This window comes from Variovorax sp. LG9.2 (assembly GCF_035018885.1).
Classification (GTDB): domain Bacteria; phylum Pseudomonadota; class Gammaproteobacteria; order Burkholderiales; family Burkholderiaceae_C; genus Variovorax.
Map to the genome: position 1 here is coordinate 1 of NZ_JASJXB010000047.1, position 16,324 is coordinate 16,324.

14 protein-coding genes and 1 pseudogene are annotated in these 16,324 nt (G+C 58.9%); 10 read left to right on the forward strand and 5 right to left on the reverse strand.

What is annotated here, in order from left to right; translation table 11 throughout:
- The first annotated feature begins 40 nt into the window (after window positions 1-40).
- Window positions 41-211 (forward strand): hypothetical protein, encoded by a 171-nt coding sequence (locus QN413_RS25470; RefSeq protein ID WP_323499391.1) that lies wholly within the window; start codon window positions 41-43, stop codon window positions 209-211.
- A 275-nt stretch (window positions 212-486) separates the two neighbouring features.
- Here QN413_RS25470 and ribB read toward each other — a convergent pair whose 3' ends face one another.
- The 3 genes from ribB to QN413_RS25485 form a co-directional block, all read right to left on the reverse strand.
- Window positions 487-1,173, reverse strand: a complete 687-nt coding sequence (gene ribB / locus QN413_RS25475) for a 3,4-dihydroxy-2-butanone-4-phosphate synthase (RefSeq protein ID WP_323499392.1) — start codon at window positions 1,171-1,173, stop codon at window positions 487-489.
- On the reverse strand, window positions 1,170-2,270 hold the full coding sequence (locus QN413_RS25480; RefSeq protein ID WP_323499393.1) for a flavin reductase: 1,101 nt from the start codon (window positions 2,268-2,270) through the stop codon (window positions 1,170-1,172). Before QN413_RS25480 ends, ribB begins: the two co-directional genes overlap by 4 nt.
- A gap of 109 nt (window positions 2,271-2,379) precedes the next feature.
- Window positions 2,380-3,300 (reverse strand): LysR family transcriptional regulator, encoded by a 921-nt coding sequence (locus tag QN413_RS25485; protein ID WP_323499394.1) that lies wholly within the window; start codon window positions 3,298-3,300, stop codon window positions 2,380-2,382.
- Window positions 3,301-3,436: 136 nt separating this feature from the next.
- Between QN413_RS25485 and QN413_RS25490 the strand changes: the two genes are divergently transcribed.
- The 6 genes from QN413_RS25490 (at window position 3,437) to QN413_RS25515 (ending at window position 10,539) form a co-directional block, all read left to right on the forward strand.
- Window positions 3,437-4,822, forward strand: a complete 1,386-nt coding sequence (locus QN413_RS25490) for an LLM class flavin-dependent oxidoreductase (RefSeq protein ID WP_323499395.1) — start codon at window positions 3,437-3,439, stop codon at window positions 4,820-4,822.
- Complete coding sequence (locus QN413_RS25495; protein ID WP_323499396.1) at window positions 4,819-6,189, forward strand: acyclic terpene utilization AtuA family protein; 1,371 nt, start codon at window positions 4,819-4,821, stop codon at window positions 6,187-6,189. Before QN413_RS25490 ends, QN413_RS25495 begins: the two co-directional genes overlap by 4 nt.
- 2 nt (window positions 6,190-6,191) lie before the next feature.
- On the forward strand, window positions 6,192-6,512 hold the full coding sequence (locus QN413_RS25500; RefSeq protein WP_323499397.1) for a DUF4387 domain-containing protein: 321 nt from the start codon (window positions 6,192-6,194) through the stop codon (window positions 6,510-6,512).
- 5 nt (window positions 6,513-6,517) lie between these two features.
- On the forward strand, window positions 6,518-7,921 hold the full coding sequence (locus tag QN413_RS25505) for an MmgE/PrpD family protein (protein ID WP_323499398.1): 1,404 nt from the start codon (window positions 6,518-6,520) through the stop codon (window positions 7,919-7,921).
- 51 nt (window positions 7,922-7,972) lie between these two features.
- Window positions 7,973-9,316, forward strand: a complete 1,344-nt coding sequence (locus tag QN413_RS25510) for an MFS transporter (protein WP_323499399.1) — start codon at window positions 7,973-7,975, stop codon at window positions 9,314-9,316.
- Between the two features lie 242 nt (window positions 9,317-9,558).
- Window positions 9,559-10,539 carry a tripartite tricarboxylate transporter substrate binding protein gene (locus tag QN413_RS25515; RefSeq protein WP_323499400.1) on the forward strand — a complete coding sequence of 327 codons (981 nt, stop codon included), beginning with the start codon at window positions 9,559-9,561 and terminating at the stop codon, window positions 10,537-10,539.
- 444 nt (window positions 10,540-10,983) lie between these two features.
- Here QN413_RS25515 and QN413_RS25520 read toward each other — a convergent pair whose 3' ends face one another.
- Window positions 10,984-11,970 carry a tripartite tricarboxylate transporter substrate binding protein gene (locus QN413_RS25520; RefSeq protein ID WP_323499401.1) on the reverse strand — a complete coding sequence of 329 codons (987 nt, stop codon included), beginning with the start codon at window positions 11,968-11,970 and terminating at the stop codon, window positions 10,984-10,986.
- Between the two features lie 263 nt (window positions 11,971-12,233).
- On the reverse strand, window positions 12,234-13,424 hold the full coding sequence (locus tag QN413_RS25525) for a 2-methylaconitate cis-trans isomerase PrpF family protein (RefSeq protein ID WP_323499402.1): 1,191 nt from the start codon (window positions 13,422-13,424) through the stop codon (window positions 12,234-12,236).
- Window positions 13,425-13,739: 315 nt separating this feature from the next.
- On the opposite strand from QN413_RS25525, the gene QN413_RS25530 reads away from it, so the two are divergent.
- The 3 genes and pseudogenes from QN413_RS25530 to QN413_RS25540 form a co-directional block, all read left to right on the forward strand.
- On the forward strand, window positions 13,740-13,979 hold the full coding sequence (locus QN413_RS25530; protein ID WP_323499404.1) for a hypothetical protein: 240 nt from the start codon (window positions 13,740-13,742) through the stop codon (window positions 13,977-13,979).
- Window positions 13,980-14,251: 272 nt separating this feature from the next.
- Window positions 14,252-15,757: a Fic family protein gene (locus tag QN413_RS25535; protein ID WP_323499403.1), complete on the forward strand. Its 1,506-nt coding sequence runs from the start codon at window positions 14,252-14,254 to the stop codon at window positions 15,755-15,757.
- 66 nt (window positions 15,758-15,823) lie between these two features.
- Window positions 15,824-16,244, forward strand: a pseudogene (locus QN413_RS25540) (transposase); the annotation flags it as partial.
- Window positions 16,245-16,324 lie beyond the last annotated feature (80 nt).

Sequence of the window (16,324 nt, forward strand, 5' to 3'; positions counted from 1 at the left end):
CCTGACACCCGCTACGCACTGAGGGCACCCCGAGCCAGCTGTGCTCCGGCTTTTTACCGAGGCGGGTCTGCGCGACACGCCGATCGGCGAGGCCATGGCGATGACGGGGCACCGCACCGTGACCCCCTTCCAGGGCTACTACCAGTCAGCAGCGATCCGGCGCAGCAAGGTGGCCAGCATGCTGGATACGCCGCCGCCGAAGGACGCGTAGGTCGGGGCTCGACGGATTTGCGCCGGTAGCCGGACTGTCTGCACGTCAGCGTGTCGTGTCGAGAGTCCGCCCTGAACAATCCCATCTTCTAAAGTTGGTGCTGCCATTGGGATGGCCTCGCCGCCGTCAACTTGCGCAGCTCTGGCACTCCGCTGCAAACGGGATCGTTCAGGGCGGACTCTTTTCATGGAAGGCCATCGCCTTGCTGGTGCCACCCCGCATCAAAACGCAGCGGGTTGCCACTTGCTCATCCTGTGGTTTGTCGTGATCTTGAGTCATTGCGTGACCTCCACGCCGGCGCCCTTGACTTCGCGGCCGCCGTCAGAACCGGGGCTCTTCTGGACGCCAGATGCCTCCCTGCGCCTGCGGTACACGATCAAGTCAGCAATGGTGATCAGCGGGAGCCCGTGTTTTTCAGCGAAAACCTGCAACTCTGGCCGTCGTGCCATGCTCCCATCGTCGTTGACGATCTCTACCAATGCGCCGCCGACGCGGAGCCCAGCTAGGCGCGTGAGGTCCACTGCAGCTTCTGTATGGCCTTGGCGCTCGAGCACGCCACCTTTTCGAGCGCGCAGCGGAAACATGTGGCCAGGGCGATTGAAGTCATTTGCTTCAACAGCGGGATCGACTAACGCGCGCAAAGTGGCGGCACGATCAGCTGCGGAAATGCCGGTACTCGTGCCATGCCGGAAATCTACCGTCACTGTGTAGGCAGTACCCATTGTTTCGGTGTTGCCCTTGACCATAAGCGGCAACTCCAACTCGTCAAGCCGTTCGCCGGGAAGCGCTGCGCAGATCACACCACTGCTGTGACGGACCATAAAAGCCAGCGATGCTGTGGTCGCATGCTCAGCGGCAAGGATTAGGTCACCTTCGTTCTCACGGTTTTCGTCGTCGACGACTATCACCATGTGACCTGCAGCAAGGGCTTTCAATGCGGCGTCGATGCTTTGCGTTCTCATGCCTTGCTACCGTATTGCTGATGACCTAGGTCGGTAGAAAGTCGGGCCGCAGCGGCAGCCAGTGCTCCCGGCCCGGCGCCATCCCAATCCGGTGACATCCGTGAGGCTGGCGTGGTGAGCGACAAGGCAAGGATCATGTGGCCTTCAGCGTCGAAGACCGGAGCGCTGAAGGCGTTGACGGGCACCTGGTGCAACGGCGAGGCGTTTGCGCCGACAGACCGTGCGATCCCATGCTTTCGCACCTCTGCCATTTCTTCTTCAAAACGTTGACGTCGCGTGGGTTCGTCTGCGTCCGCACTGGCGAACAGACGCAGTTCCTCTTCCACAAAAGCCTTGGTCACCTCAGGAGGCAGAAAAGCTGCAAACGCTTTGCCGGTCGCGGACTGCGTGACATTCATCACCAGGCCAGTGCGCAGGTTGGCACTCACAGGTTGCGCCGATGGGAGCCAGCGGATCGCAGTGGGCCCGCGATTGCCCCAGACTGCAAGGCACATCGTGTGCTGTCCGACGCTCTCGCAGATTGCCGGCATGGCCTGTGAGACGTGGTCGATGGCGTCCACGGGTGTGGGTTTCCAGTTGCCGACGCCCAGCGTCGCAGGCCCAAGGTCATGTGATGAAGCCACCATGTAGCGGCCGCTTCCGAAAGCCAAAGGCCTTCCGTTAAATCGACGAAAGCGCTCGACCCGTCCGATGTAGACCACATGGTCGCCGCCCGGGTAGCTAGCCACTTTGACGCATTCGAGGTGCGCCGCGGCACCATGAAGCACCGGCGCTCCGCCCAGCCCGGCGCTGTGCTCTACGCCGCTAAATTTGTCGTCGCTTGATTTGGCGAAGCGATTCGACAACTCAATCTGGTCGTCAGCCAAGATGTTGACCACGAAATGATCGCTGTCTCGGAAGGCCGGATGACTCTTTGACGTCAGCGACTGGCTCCACAGGACCAACGGTGGATCCAGCGAGACGGAACTGAAAGAGTTCGCGGTCACGCCGTGGACCTTTCCGTCGCCATCGTGGGTCGTCACGATGGTGACGCCAGTGACGAAAGTCCCCAGCACATCGCGGAGTTGACGTTTGTCGAAAGTCGGAGTGTCAGACATCGTGGTTCCCGCAGTGGTCGATGCCCAGAAGTCTAGATTTCGAGTTACAGGGAGACAATTCATGGCTACCAATCTGTTTATTGGAAAGCCTGATAGATCGAAGGCTTGGTCAGCGCATGCTTTGGATCACAAACTCGCTGAAACTTTCCGCGGCCGTACCAAGCTGTGCTCTGCTGGACCGAACGACTGAGAACGTCCGGAACAGCTTCAGGTCCTCGATCTCGACCTTGGTGTGCTGCTCCATACGCTTGCGTGCGGCCATGGTGACAGGAAGAAGCGTGGCCCCTAGCTCCGCGTCGAGCATGCCGAGCAGTGTATTGAGGTTGTCGACCAGCGTGTAAGGCGCCAGCGTCAAGCCGCTGGGCTTCAAAGCCTCCACGATGCGTTCACGCATCGGCAGATACTGCTCGACCAAAAGCAACGGATGCGCCGCAAGTTGCGCGACCGTCACGCTAGTCAACGTCGCCAGCGGATGGCTGGACGGTGCGACCACGACCATTTCCGCGCGACCGATGGTTTGTGCACTGAAGCGCTTGTCATCCTCTTCATAGGCCAGAACGGCGATGTCGGCAGCGCCACTTTCCAGTGCAGCAAGTGCTTCTGGGTAGCGGAGGTCGCGCAGTACCACCTGTACGTCCGTAAAGCGTTGACCGTAGCCTCGAATGATCGAAGGCAGTGTGAGCGCGGCAAGCATCGGCGTTGAAGCCACCACGACACGTTGGCGTGCCAGCCGAGCATCTTGGCGAAATCCAGAGACCAGCTTGCGCAAGCCCTCCAGCGCTGACGAGGCCTCGGTCAGCAACGCGGCGCCGGCCGGCGTTGGCCGCACGGCGCGGGTGGTGCGAATCAAGAGCGGAGTGCCGAGCGACGCTTCCAGGCGTTGGACGCGGCCGGTCACAGATGGCTGCGTGACGTGCAACTGCTGCGCCGCGAGGCTGAAGCTCCCCAGCCGCGCCACTGCGATGAAAGTCTCCAACTCGTGGAGGTCGAGCCCGATGGCTTCATCGCATGGGGAAGCCATGGCTGTCATGCGGTTGCTATTTCGATTCGTCGATCTATTGCCATAGCGAATAAGTGTATCGCGCCTGATGAATTGTTACGGCGTGCCTTGCGTCGGAAAATTTTGCCCTGTTCGATACACCTCTCACCCGTCTCCGGAGCGTCCCATGAGCAAACCGAAAAATCGCCAGATGAGTCTCATCGCATTTCTGCAGGCGCAGAACTGCAGCAACTACGTCGGATCGTGGCGTCACCCGGCCAGCATGACTGATTTCATGACGCCGGAGTACTACCAGCGTATCGCTCGCACCTTGGAAGACGGCAAGTTCGACATGGCGTTTTTTGATGACCGGCTCGCGATGCCCGACATCTACGGCGACGACCATCGCGAGACCGTTGCCAACGGCGTGAGAGCGGTCAAGATGGATCCGACAACGATTTTGATGGCAATGGCTTGCGCCACCACGCACCTCGGGCTTGGATCCACGTATTCGACCACCTACTACGAACCCTTCCACGTCGCTCGCCTGTTCGCGACATTGGATTTGATGACCAAGGGCCGCGTTGCCTGGAATGTGGTCACATCGCTTAACGATTCGGAAGCGCACAACTTCGGCCGCGAAGAGCACCTAGAGCACGACCTTCGCTATGACCGCGCCGACGAATTCATGGAAGCAGTGTTGGGCCTGTGGGACAGCTGGGAAGACGATGCGCTGATCCTTGACAAGGCGTCCGGCCGCTTTGCCGACCCGGACAAGGTGCACCGACTCAACTATCAGGGGAAGTACTTTAAGTCGAAAGGTCCGCTGCCGGTGCCGCGCTCGACCCAGGGCCATCCGGTCATCCTGCAGGCCGGCGCGAGTGGCCGCGGCATGACGTTCGCTTCGCGCTGGGCCGAACTGGTGTTCGCGGCCTATCCGAACCTTGAGGCTGGCAAGAAGACCTATGCGAGCTATAAGAAGTCGATTGCCGATGCGGGTCGAGATCCGGACTTGGTCAAGATCGCGCCGGCCGTGAAGTTCGTCGTCGGTGAGTCTGAAGCGCATGCCCAGGACAAGCTTGCGCTGGCGGCATCGACCTCGCGTCCGATCGACGGTCTGTCGCTGCTGTGCGAAGTGCTGAACGTGGACTTTGCCGCACGTCCGTACGAACAGCCGTTCACCGATGCGGAACTCGCGGCTGTGTCGTGGCACAGCCTGCGCGACAAGGTGATTCAGGCTAGCGGCAAGAAAAATCCGTCGGTGAAAGATTTCGTCGAAGCCTCTGCCCGCGGCACCGTAAAGGAAGGCCCCAATTTCGTCGGCACGCCCACGCAGGTGGCGGACCAGATGGAAGATTGGTTCACTGGGGGTGCATGCGATGGTTTCGTGATCCAGGCGCTGCATGTGCCCGGCAGTTACGAGGATTTCACGCGCCTGGTCGTGCCCGAATTGCAGCGTCGCGGCCTGCATCGCAAGGAATACGCTGGCGACACTTTGCGCGAGAACTTGGGTCTACCGCGCCCGAACGCCGGCGACTGGAAGCGCACTGACAAGAAGGCAGTTGCAGCGTGAAGCAAAAAGACGAAGTCAAGATATTGACGCCGGTCGGCATGCTCGGCTATGGCATTCCGGATGCCAACTTTTGGCGTGGCGTCGATGGTGGCATCGATGCGATCATCGTCGACGCGGGGTCTACTGACCCGGGTCCATACCAGCTGGGCCTATCGAAAATGATCGTGTCTGAAAGCGCTTTGCGGAAAGATTTGGCGCTGTGTCTCGCGGGCGCGGTGAAAGCCAAGGTGCCATTTCTGATGGGCTCGGCCGGTGGGCCAGGCATCAACGCGCATGTGGACCAAACCATCGAGGTGATCCGATCGATCGCAAAGGAAAACGGCTACAAGCTCAAAGTGGCTGCGATCTATTCAGACGTGGACGCAGGAATAGTGCGCACGCGCTTTGCTGACGGTCGAATCGTGCCATGCGCCTCCGCGCCGCAGCTGACGATGGAGGACATCAACGAGTCCACCAACATCGTTGCTCAGATGGGTGCCGAGCCGATACTGAAGGTGTTGCTCGAACATCCAGATGTCGACGTGATCGTCGCAGGCCGTGCCTACGACCCCGCCATGTTCGCCGCATTCTGCCAGTTCAAGGGCATCGACGATCCGGGCATTTACTGGCACATGGGCAAGATCATGGAATGCGGGGCGGTCTGCGCCGAACCGAAGGGCCGCGTGATTGTTGCGACCGTGCGCAAGGACAGCTTCGACCTAGAACCTATGGCGCCGAATGAACGATGCACCACGCTTTCGGTCGCCGCGCACACGCTCTACGAAAAGACAAGGCCGGATCTGCTCGCCGGCCCCGGAGGCTTACTTGACCTCACAACGGCTAAGTATGAGCAACTGAACGGTCGTACGACGCGCGTCAGTGGAAGTACGTTCCGGCCATCACCGGTGTACCAGGTCAAGCTTGAGGGCTCGGCGATCGCGGGCCAGCGGACGATCTTCGTCGGCGGCATTCGCGACCCGATCCTGATCGCTCAGATCGATACCTTCCTTGAGTCACTGCAAGAACGACTGCGTGCGGGTTACCCGCAACTCCAAACGGGGGAAGCCAAGGTGCTGTTCCACCTCTATGGAAAGAACGGCGTTATGGGCGATTTGGAACCTGAAAAGGATTTTGTCCCGCTCGAGATTGGCATCCTGGGAGAAGTGACCGCGCCGACGCAGGAGCTCGCCAACGCGATTTGCAGCAGTGCACGCATTGGCGTCCTCCACATGCCTTACCCGGACCAGATGGCGACGGCGGGGAACTTCGCGATTCCGCTCAACCCGCCAGAAAACCCGATCGGGCCGGTCTGCCGTTTCTCGATCTATCACCTGATGGAGGTCGACTCGCCAACCGAGTTGTTCCCATCACGCATCCTGGAGGTTTAAAGATGACGCAACTGAGAGAACTCGCCAAGGTCATCCGTAGCAAAAACTCCGGTCCGTTTGAGATCACATTCGATGTGATCTTCGATCAGCGCGCGCCGTACGAGCGGGTAAAGCAGAGCGGTGTGCTCACGCGAGATCTCGTCGGAACGATTTACAACGTGCCCGATCAGGACATCGTTGCTTTCATCTTCTTCGACCCTGCACTCGCGTTCAAATTCACGCTGCGTCGCGGCTGGGCACAAGGAAGCATCGGCGAACGAGACACCTTCGGCGCTCAGCAGCACGTACCGCTGATGAGCATTGACATACCTAACGGAGACTGACCACCATGAACGCCACATCCTCGGGCGAATCCGGCGCGCTCGCATCGCAAACCGAATCGCAGAAACTCGCGTACTTTGCGCTGAACCTGAAACTGGAAGACGTTCCGGCCGATGTACTGACGCTCGCGAAGGAGCATTTGCTTGACGTGATCGGCATCTCGCTCGCATCCTCGAAGTTCGACATCGGTGAGTCGGTGCTGAACGGGGCCAAGGAGCTGGGCGAAGGCAGTCAGGCGACTGCCATCGGAAGCGGCGCACGGCTGCCTCCAGCATCGGCCGCTTTGGTCAATGGTGTGCTCGCGCATGCCATCGACTTTGACGACACGCACATCGGTGCGATCTATCACGCAAGTGCGCAGGCAATGGCGGCCTCGTTTGCGGCAGGTCAAGCCAACAAGTCGAGCGGAAAAGAAGTGCTGCTCGCTTACATAGCCGCGCTCGAGATCGGCTGCCGATTGAGCACCGTTGGTGCGCCGGACTTTCACAACCGCGGCTTTCACCCGACCGCACTGTGCGGCACGTTCGCTGCCGCTGCGGCGGCGGGGCGCCTCTACAAGGCGAATCATCAGCAACTCGTCTGGGCATTGGGGTTGTGCGGCAGCCAAGCGTCGGGCATCTTGATCGGGGGGCTGCACTGGCTCAAGCGCATGCATCCCGGCTGGTCCGCGCACAGCGCGCTGGCAGCGGTCGCACTCGCGCGAGCAGGCTTCATCGGACCCGAGATGGTGTTTGAGGCGCCCAAGGGCGGCTTTTATCTAACGCACATCCAGCGCCAGCCCGAAGGCGAAAAACTGCCAAGCAACGGGCTTGGCGAGAATTGGCAAACGTTGGGCATTGCGCTGAAACCATACCCCTGCTGCCACTTCATCCATGCATTCGTCGATGCTGCGCTTGAACTAAGAGGGCAATTTAAGCTCGAGGATGTCGAGCGCATCGAGTGTCCCCTGACTCCCGATTTGCACAAAATGGTCGCGGAGCCTCGCGAAGCCTGCATTGAGCCGGCGATTCCCTACCGTGCTTTGTTCAGCGTTCAGTACGTCGTCGCACTTGCCTTGACCCGCGGCCGGGTCGATCTGGCTGCGTTTCATGATGAGCCGCTGAACGCGCCAGACGTTCTTGAAGTCGCTGCCAAAACGTACTGCACCCAGGATCTGGACAGTGACTTCCCGGCTCACTTTCCTGGCGAAGTGATCGTGCATCTGAAAGATGGCCGCGTGTTGCGCTGCCGCAAGCCTGCAAGCCTTGGCACCCAGGACGTCCCGCTTTCAATCGACGCGGTCAAAGCCAAGTTCATGACGAACGCGTTACGCGCGATCCCGAAGGACGCCGCCGACACATTGATAGAGAAGGTCCTAGACATTGAGAACGCCGAATCTCTGGACGAGATCATGGCCCTTTGCATCGGCTGAAGACGAGCCGTCTTATTGACCCGCCCGGACCCACCACAACAAGGCTTACCCATGCAGTACACAGCAGCGCAGCGGCTCGACCGTTTGCCGGAATCGGCATTCCATCGACGTCTGGCGGCCTTAATCGGGTTTGGCCTATTTTTCGACGCTTTCGACCTCTACATGACTAGCGGTGTAATGGTGGCATTGACTGCGTCGGGCTGGTCCGACATGGCGTCGAATGGACGGTTTGTCGCCGTCAGCGCTTTCGGCGCGTTGATTGGCGCGGCCTTTGCAGGATGGCTGGGGGATCGGTACGGGCGGCGCTTTTGCTTTCAGTTCAATCTGGTTCTGTTTGCCGTGATGTCCCTGGCGGCCGCCTTCGCGCCGTCGATGGATTGGCTTATCGTGCTCCGATTCATCATGAGCATCGGTCTGGGCGCGGAGATTGTGGTGGGCTATGCAAGCATCGCAGAATTTGTGCCCCCGAAAAGCCGAGGCAAGTGGGGCGCCATTCTCTTTTTCCTCGCAACGTCCGCACTGCTTGGCTCAGCACTGGCGAGCTATTGGGTCATTCCCAACCTGGGCTGGCGCTGGATGTTCGGCATTGCTGGCGTGGGAGGTCTCGTGGTCTGGGTGCTGCGCAAGAAGATGCCGGAATCGCCTCGCTGGCTTGAATCGGTTGGCCGCAACGACGAAGCTTCTGCCATCCTCGATCGCATCGAAGCCGAAATCGAGAAGGAGACCGGCATCGCTTTGCCAATGCCTGAACCAATGCGGGTGATGCCTCCGTCTACTTACAAGGTTAGGGACCTGTTCAAGCCGCCTTTGCTGCGATCCACCATTTTGGGCATCACGATGAATGTCGTTGGGCTCGCTGGGGTGTATGGCTTCATCATTTGGCTGCCTACATTCTTGGTCAAGCAAGGACTGTCAGTTCCTCACTCGTTGGGCTACACGGTACTCATCACCAGCGGCAGTCTGATCGGCATCCTGCTCGCTAGCTACCTCTCGGACCGCTTCAGCCGCAAAAGGTTTCTGGTTGTCAACGGGATCATCGCCGTCGTGCTGGGCCTGATTTATCCCAATGCCGGTTCAGTTTTAGGCACAGCCATCGTAGGCTTCCTGTTGCTCTTGAGCATGTACGTCGGAGGAGCCATCGGCTTTTCGACCTACGTACCCGAACTTTTTCCGACCGAACTTCGCCTGAGGGGATGTGGGATCTCTAGCGTTGCCGGTCGTGCTGCATCTGTGCTTGCACCTCTGGCTGTTGGTTCTCTCTTTGCATGGCACGGCGTGCAAGGTGTGACGCTTACGCTTGTGGGCTTGTTTGTTTTGCAGGTCATCGTTGTTGCCGTGTTGGGCTTTGAAACAACCGGCCATAAATTAGACGACGAGTTCTATGCCGCACACTAAAAAGCAAATTTTCGAACTTCCGTCGTTTTAGATCTGACGTTTGCTTTCCCATTCTGATTGGGCGAGCAGTTTTTGGCGGCGAGGGTCAACAGAAAGCCCCGTCTTCAAGATTCAGGGGTTGCGCACCGGCAAAGATATCCCAAAGAATCATTGACGATCAATCAAGCAGCATTGCGAAACGCTGGACGCGATGCTTCCGCGTTGCTGCTGCCCTCAAATTAAATACAAGATTCGAGACAATCATGCTCAGAAGAAACTTTTCCAAGGTCATGGCAGCAACGGCGGCGTTTAGCACATTGCCGCGGATCGGCTCAGCTCAGGAACATTTTCCCGATCGCCAAGTCCGCTTGGTTGTCGGTTTTCCGGCAGGACAGTCCTCTGATGTTGGTGCCCGGATTGTCGCCGCTAGGCTCAGCGAAGATCTGGGGCAGTCGGTCTTTGTAGACAACAAGCCAGGAGCTTCTGGAATCATCGCGCACGAGTTTGTCAAGAAATCAGCTCCTGACGGATACACGTTGCTGCTGACCTCGACTGCGCCGTTGGCAATCAATCCATTTCTCTTTCGAAACATCCCGTATAACTCGGCCAAAGACTTCACGCCAATCGTATTGATAAATACCAGCCCCATGTATCTGGTAACGGCGGCTGATTCTCCCTTCACTAGTTTGCGCGAACTTGTCGCATTTTCAAAAGCGAATCCTGGCAAGGTATCGTATGGCTCCAGCGGAAGTGGCACCACAGGGCATATCGCAATGGAAATGCTAAAAAGCAAAACCGGCTTGGATGCCACCCACATTCCCTACAAAGGCTCAGGTGCGCTCATCACGGACCTCATCGGCGGACGTGTCCAAGCAGGATTTGACGCGGCCAGTTCGATTGCGCCGCTGTTGAGTGCCGGTAAGGTGAAGGCGCTCGGAACAAGCGGACCTAAACGATCGTCTCGTTTTCCTCAGGTACTGACCATCGCGGAACAGGGCGTGCCGAACTTTCAAGCTTTGACCTGGGCGGGTTTGGTCGGTCCGGCAGGAATGCCGTCCGCCGTAGTTGAGCAGTTAAACGCAGCCGTCAACCGCGTTTTGAATAACGCTCAGGTGCAACAACACTTTGCGAATGTTGGCTCGACGGTCAATGGGGGAACATCAGAGTCCTTCAACCAATTCGTCCGTGAAGAACTCAAGCTTTGGGGGCCTGCTGTCAAGGCTTCTGGCGCGCAACTGGACTGAGCGCCAAGTTAACCTCGGCCCATTCCCATTCAAGATTTTCAAGAAGGCGCGTTTTTGCTGCGCAGTACAGAGTTTGTCCAGAACAATCCCGTTCGGGTCGTAGGTGCAGCGCGATGAAACTGGGCCTGGGCAACGTCGGCATTTCCGACGTCTTCCCGGCGTCGATCTGGCGGTCGTCGACGCGCCAGCGGTGCACAACGTTCGAATTCATGTTTACACCCTGACCGCCGCAACGGATGCCTCGAGTTGGCGACACACCTCTAGAACCATGGCCCTCAACTGTGCACTGTGCTTGCGACGGGTCGCTCGCTCAACCACACCATCTTATCGTGTCTACATCATTCATTGCGGATAGGATGCCGGCCGGCTTTGGTGAGCCATCGCAATGGCTCCCGCATTGAAAATCGGCGCGGCAGGAAAATCGGGTGGGGTCAGTTGCTATGCTCAGTCGACCTGAGCCCCAGATGCCTTCACAGCTTTTCCCCATTTAGCGTTTTCTTCCATGAGGTACGTCTTTGCATCACTTGGAGAGCCTCCCACCGGATAGCTGCCGGTTTGAGCAAACGCTTCGACCAATTCCGGCTTTTTGAGGACTTGGTTGATGGCTTGATTGAGTTGCTGGATGACGGAGGGGGGCGTTCCCTTTGGCACAAGGATGGCGGTCCAGGGGACAGCCTCAAAGCCCGGCAAACCTTGCTCGCTGAGTGTTGGAACTTTGGGTGCAGCGGCGTAGCGCTTCAAAGTCGCAAATCCTAAAAACTTCACGCGCGCACTTTTCTCAAAAGGAAGCACAGAGCCGATCGGTTCAAAGGCGACATCTATTTGTCCTCCTATTAGGTCAGTGATCATCGGCGGTGAGCCTTTGTAAGGAACGTGCAGCATGTCGATGCCAGCCTCCTTTTTGAGCATCTCCATCGCAATGTGGCCTGTCGTACCACTTCCGCCAGAGCCATAAGTTACTTTCCCCGGCCGCGCTTTTGCGTAAGCGATTAGTTCCTTCAAGTTATTTACTGGCGAAGACGCAGGCACGAAGAGGACGAGCGGTGACGCAGAGACTAAGGCGACTGGATCGAAATCCTTGATCGGGTCATAAGGCAACTTGCTGTAAAGCCAGGGGTTGATGGCAAGTGTGCCCGTCGAGCCCATCACTACGGTGTAACCATCTGGCGCGGCTGTCTTAACAGCGCCATGAGAAATACCGCCGGCAGCACCCGGCTTGTTGTCGACGAAAACACTCTGTTTGAGAATGTCTGCCATCCCCTGTGCGATCCTTCTGGCGCTGGTGTCGGTGCTCTGCCCAGCCGGGAATCCGACCACCATTTTGATTGGATGGTCGGGAAAGGTTGCCGCCGACGCGACGCCCCACGCAGCGACCAACGTCAGAGCGGTATTCGACCAGCGTGCCAATGCTGACTTGCGAAGATGTTTCAACGATTTGTCTCCTGTTTATGTATCACTCGCGACGCCTTGTTAGGCGTTTGTCATTGTTCGGCTCATCAACCCCGTCAAACAAATCACCAACCGCAATACCTCTATAAAAGCCTGCGATCAATGGTGTGGTTCAGGTAACCATTGCCGACGACGAAGGGAGGTTGGTGACCAGCCGCCCCACCTTGAAATTTGAGGTCTTGCCACAGACCATGGCGTACATCTAGTTGAGTGGCTATGCAGAGCCAGCGCTGCCGGTGCCTAGATCAGTCAGCCGGGTGCTGCCGGGGAACGTAAACCTCGCCAGCCATCAGGCGGCGGGCGGTGCGTGTGAGCCCGAGGGCGGCAAAGCGCGGCATTGCCGAGTCGCCATCGGCATCGGACTCGACGACTACCTTGACTTCCATCACCCCGAGGGGGTGGCCGATTCTCAGCGTCGGCTCGGCAGCGCGACTGCTTGTGATCGCCTGGCGCACCTTCGAGCCCTGGATTCGGGATGCCGCCGCTGTGCACATCGATCCGGTCCCGGCCATGCTGTCGTGGCACTTCCCAAGAAAGACCAAACGCGCGCGCAAGTCCATCGAATTGTCCAGAACGGTTTCCCCGTTCACGTCGACAAAAGTTTCTGCCGGTGCGACCATCACCGCCAGCGGCAGGCCCGGTAGATGGTAGGCACGCCATTCAGGCCACATACCGATCAGCTGCCCTGCCTTGCCCTGAATTTCCCCGATCGTCTCGATCAACGCAGTGTCGCCGCTGATCTGCGCGGGCAACTCACTTCCCGTCAGGCCCAATGATTCTGCCGAGAAGAACACGCATGGATTGGCGACGTCGCAGATCGTCACTTCGATTCGGCGACCATCCTCCAGCGTGATCGTATCGGTCACCTGGCCACTCGGGAGCAGCTTGCCGGTTTTGGCACCCACGGTGCCGGCGTAGTCCATGAGGATTTTCGCACCCGTGCCGGGCACACCTGAAATGGAACAATCGCCCAGCACCCGAGCCTTGCCGCCCACGACCTGCACCTTGGCGACGAGCATCTTGTCAGTGTTCACGTTGTAGATGCGCACGCTGGTCACCGGCTCGGTCGCATCCACCAGGCCTTCGTCGATCGCGAACGGGCCGACCGCCGACGAGATGTTGCCGCAGTTGCCGTCGTAGCCGACGATGTCGCGCTCGACGTCGATCTGCGCGAACAGGTAGTCGACGTCGGCACCCGGTCGCGTCGACTTCGAGATGATCGCGACCTTCGACGTCACCAGCCGCAACCCACCAAGGCCGTCGATCTGCAACTGATCGGGCGTACCCATGGCGCGCTTCAGAAAGGCATCGCGCGCAGCGCCGGCGGGCGGGATCGCGCTCTCGTGAAAAAAGAGCGCCTTGCTGGTGCCCCCGCGCATCAGCACGCAGGGAACGGCGATCTGCTCGTCCAATGGATCGAAATCGTTGCCAGCCATCATTCCACCTCCACGCCGGCGTCCTTGGCCGCCTGGCTCCACTTGAGCGTCTCCGATGCGAGGAAGCGACCAAAAGCCTCGGGCGTGCCCCCGGCGAGTTCACTGCTCGACGCCTTGGCGTGTTCCGGCCGGTTGTGATTTGAACCAGATGCCGGGAATGTCGTTGACCCATGGCCCGGCATTGGCAATCATTTCCAACATTGGGTTCGGGAGGCTACGGTATGGGTCAGCCCGGTGTCGGCATCCGGGTCAGATATAAGCCGGCGCCAACAGGAGCGGATCTGGCAGCGCGATTACGCCAATCATGCCGAAGCCATGAGCGACATTGCCGACGACATCGTGAGCTTCTACAACAGTGTGCGGCTGCACTCCGCACTGGGCAACTTGCCACCCAATGCCTTCGAGCAGAAATCGGCAATCAATCAACCTATCGATGTGTCCGAAATAACTTGGCCGGGACAAGGCAGCGCACACCACACAGTCGACGAACCTTTACCGGGCCATCTGTTGATGGATCGAAGCGTCAGGAAGCTTGAATTCGGTTCGTTGTTTTGAAGCGTTCCGCTGGCGCTGTGCCCTTGCGCTTGGCTTTCACCCGCTTCGCAGAGCGTACATCCGGCTCGTAGATGCTGGCTTTGGCCTTGGCAATCGGGGTTTTGTTCGGCGCCTGATTTGAGAACGCGGCAGTGCCGTGATCGCGAGGGAGGCGGCCGTGTTTCCGCGTCCGATAGTTGGCGGCAGGTCCTCTATGAAAAGTGCGAGGAGCTTCTTTTTAAACCTCAAATACGCGACAATATTGAGCTGCTAGCGTTCAAAAAGACGACGCGTTGGCCAAATTAACGGTCCTGCTCATGAAAAACGCGACATCCCTGCTTTCCGATTCGCTCATTCTGTACGCTGAGTTGACGCCCGCACAGCTGCGCTCCGTGCAGCGGCGCATCAAGGCCCAAGAGCTCAAGCTGATGCACAAGGGCGTAGCCAGCAGCCTGCCCGAAGAAGACTGGCCACGGCTGGTCGAGCAGCATCGCCTGCGGCTGCTGGCGGCTTTGCATCCCGATACGGTCATCGGATACCGCAGCGCCTTCGACGGTGGCAGCCCATCAAACTCTATCTTGCACCTGACCGGTTCCTATCGGAGATCTACGCAACTACCAGGCCTCACCGTGCACGTTTGGAAGGGCTCGCCGCCGCAACCCGGTGATCAGAAAATGATGGGGCGGCCGATCTACTTTCCAAGCCTCGAGAGGTTGCTGATGGAAAACCTCTTGCCGAGCCGGGGCACGAATTTGCGCACGGTCGGCAAGGAAGCGGTCGAAGGCAGGCTGCTTTCAATTTGCGATTCGCGGGGAGAGACAGCGTTGCAGGAGCTGCGGCAGCACGCAAAGCAAGCAGCGCCAGCTCTCGGCCTTCAGGCGCAATACAGCGAGCTCGACGCGATAGTGGGCAGCATTCTTCATACCCGACCGAGTGTTCTGATCTCCCGGCGCGGTCAGGCCATCACCGCCGACATTCCCTTCGACAGCGACCGCCTGGCGCTCTTTGAGCACTTTGCTGGCTACTTGCGCGCCAACCCATTGCCGATGCCGGCTATGCCGGCCAAGACCGCGCTCGCTCGTCAACACTTCGCCTTCCTTGAATCGTATTTTTCGAATTTCATCGAAGGCACGGAGTTCGACATCAACGCTGCAAGAGGCTTCTGCCTGGAAGGCCGCCCCATCGAAACGCGGCCCAAGGACTCTCACGACATCATCGGCGTATTCGAGCAAGCGAACAGCGCACCTTGGTCGACGCTCACAATGGCCTCTGGAGAAGCCGTGCTCGAGCAGCTGCGCGAGCGACATAAGCATCAGATGCAATATCGCCCGGAAGTTTCGCCAGGCGAGTTCAAGCTGATTGCCAACCGTGCAGGCAACACTTCCTTCGTGGGGCCGGATTTGGTGCGCGGCACGCTGATCATTGGCAGCCGGCTGCTTCCTAGTGTGCCGGCCGGCACCGCGCGGGCCTTGCTGGCCATGTTCCTCGTGGCAGAAGTCCACCCTTGGAATGACGGCAACGGTCGCCAGGCGCGGTTGATTATGAACGCGGAGTTGTCGTCGGCGGAGGGCTGCCGGATCATCGTGCCGACGCTTTTCCGCGAGGAGTACCTCGACTGCTTGCGCGAGCTGACGCGCAACGGTCGGGCCAAGCCATTCGTAGACGCGATGGTGCATATTCAGGACTGGACTTGCCGCTTTGTCTACGAAGACCTCGACCACGTGATTGCGGAGATGACGCACTGCCACGCGTTTGAACGATCGCGGGCGCAGTACGAGTTGCTTATACCGGACGCGTGACGGCGCAAGTGTTAAGGCAACGCTGATCAAGTCCGAAGTTGGCACGCTGCCTGCATCACGCATTGCATGAAGCAACAGACTCTTGCCATGGCCGGTGAGCAGAATACGCAGTACGAACGGTACCGTCGGCCCAAGCGCCGCGACGTTCCTTTCCACGATGGAGCGCATCGTTCTTTGGGAGGCTCTATGCGGCGTGATCGAGCCGCACTATCCGAAACCTGGCAATGGCCGCCCACCGGTGGGCCTTGAACGCATGCTCAGGATGTACTTCGTACAGCACTGGTTCAACCTGGCCGATGTGGCTTGTGAGGACGCGCTGCTCGAGCGCAGCGCGCTGCGGCGATGCGTCGGCATCGACCTCGGTCGCGATCGGGTGCCAGATGCGACGACGCTGTTGAAGTTCCGGCGACTGCTGGACAAGCACGATCTCCGTGCGGCTCTGTTTGCCAAGGTAGGCGACGTGCTGCAGGTCAATGGCCTGAAGGTTGTAAGCAGCCGGCCAAGTCATCTTGAAGCCAGGAGGTGCAGATGGCATCGTGTCCACATGAATGATGCGGACACGATGGA